This window comes from Nocardioides sp. (genome assembly GCF_035547795.1).
GTDB lineage: Bacteria > Actinomycetota > Actinomycetes > Propionibacteriales > Nocardioidaceae > Nocardioides.
Genome location: NZ_DASZUF010000016.1, coordinates 1 through 1,883, shown reverse-complemented (window position 1 = coordinate 1,883; position 1,883 = coordinate 1). Strand labels below are relative to the sequence as shown.

General features: G+C 70.5%; 2 protein-coding genes. Both read right to left on the bottom strand.

Features of this window, described 5'->3' with window-relative positions; genetic code table 11:
• Positions 1–1,009: 2Fe-2S iron-sulfur cluster-binding protein (locus VHA72_RS01070; RefSeq protein ID WP_325572593.1), on the bottom strand; the 1,009-nt coding region annotated here is incomplete at its 3' end.
• The coding region (locus VHA72_RS01065; RefSeq protein WP_325572592.1) for a complex I 51 kDa subunit family protein at positions 1,006–1,883 on the bottom strand (878 nt) is incomplete at its 5' end. The genes VHA72_RS01070 and VHA72_RS01065, both read right to left, overlap by 4 nt.

Sequence of the window (1,883 nt, the reverse complement as noted above, 5' to 3'; positions counted from 1 at the left end):
GCACGCCGACCGCGCCGGCCGCGGCCAGCCCGCGGGCGGCCAGCTCGAACGCCTCCAGCCAGGAGGCCGGCCGCAGGCCGCCCTCGGGGTCGTCGAGGTCGCGGACCATCGGGTAGCGCAGCCGGTCGGGCTGGTCGGCGTACCGGTGCCCGAAGCGGTCCTTGTCGGTGATCCACTCCTCGTTGACCTCGGGGTCGTTGCCGGCCAGCCGTCGCATCACCTTGCCGCGGCGGTGGTCGACCCGGATCGCGGCGCCGCAGGCGTCGTGCTCGGCGACCGACGGCGTGGAGACCAGGTCGAAGGGGCGGGAGCGGAAGCGGTACTCGGCCGAGGTGAGCGCCCCGACGGGGCAGATCTGGATGACGTTGCCGGAGAAGTACGACGAGAAGTCCCGGCCCTCCGCGATGCCGATCTGCTGCTGCGCGCCGCGCTCGATCAACGAGATGCCCGGGTCGCCGGGGATCTCGGCCGCGAAGCGGGTGCAGCGCTGGCACACGATGCAGCGCTCGCGGTCGAGCAGGATGTTGGCCGAGAGGTTGATCGGCTTGGGGAAAGTGCGCTTGACCCCGCCCGACTCCCAGAAGCGGGTCTCACCGCGGCCGTTGGACATCGCCTGGTTCTGCAGCGGGCACTCGCCGCCCTTGTCGCAGACCGGGCAGTCCAGCGGATGGTTGACCAACAGGAACTCCATGATCCCCTGCTGCGCCTTGCTGGCGGTGGCATTGTTGGTCTCGACCACCATGCCCTGCGCGACCGGAATGGTGCACGAGGCCTGCGGCTTGGGGAAGCCCCGGCCGTTGCCCGCGTCCGGGATGTCGACCAGGCACTGCCGGCAAGCACCGACCGGTTCGAGCAGCGGGTGGTCGCAGAACCGCGGGATCTGGACGCCGATCCGCTCTGCGGCCCGGATCACCAGGGTGCCCTCGGGCACGGTGACCTCGATGCCGTCGATGGTGAGGGTGACGGTCTTCTCCACGTCGTTGGTCGAGCCTGTCGAGACCTCGCTCATGCCGGGACACCTCCGAACAGCGTCGAGGCGGCCCGGTCGAAGGGGCAGCCGCCATGGGTGAGGTGGTCGACGTACTCCTGGCGGAAGTACGTGATGCTCGAGGTGATCGGCGAGGTCGCACCGTCGCCAAGGGCGCAGAACGCCCGGCCCAGGATGTTGTCGCACTGGTCCAGCAGCAGGTCGAGGTCGGCCTCGCTGCCCTGGCCGTTCTCCAGCCGGGACAGCACCTGCACGAGCCAGTAGGTGCCCTCGCGACACGGCGTGCACTTGCCGCACGACTCGTGCTTGTAGAACTCCGTCCAGCGCAGCACCGCCCGGACCACGCAGACCGTCTCGTCGAAGATCTGCAGCGCGCGGGTGCCGAGCATGGAGCCGGCCGCGGCGACCGACTCGAAGTCGAGCGGTACGTCGAGATGCTCCGCGGTGAACAGCGGCGTCGAGGAGCCGCCGGGAGTCCAGAACTTGAGCTCGTGCCCCTCCCGGACGCCGCCGGCCAGGTCGATCAGCTCACGCAGGGTGATGCCCAGCGGTGCCTCGTACTGGCCCGGCCGGGTGACGTGACCGGAGAGCGAGAAGATGCCCACCCCGTTGGACTTCTCGGTGCCGAGGCCGGCGAACCAGTCCGCGCCGTTGGTGATGATGCTGGGCACCGTGGCGATCGACTCGGCGTTGTTGATCACGGTGGGGCTGGCGTAGAGCCCGGCGACCGCGGGGAACGGCGGCCGCAGCCGGGGTTGGCCACGGCGGCCCTCCAGTGAGTCGAGCAGCGCCGTCTCCTCGCCGCAGATGTAGGCCCCGGCGCCGGGGTGCACGACCAGGTCGACCGAGAAGCCCGAACCGAAGATGTCCGACCCCACGGCGCCGTGGGAGTACG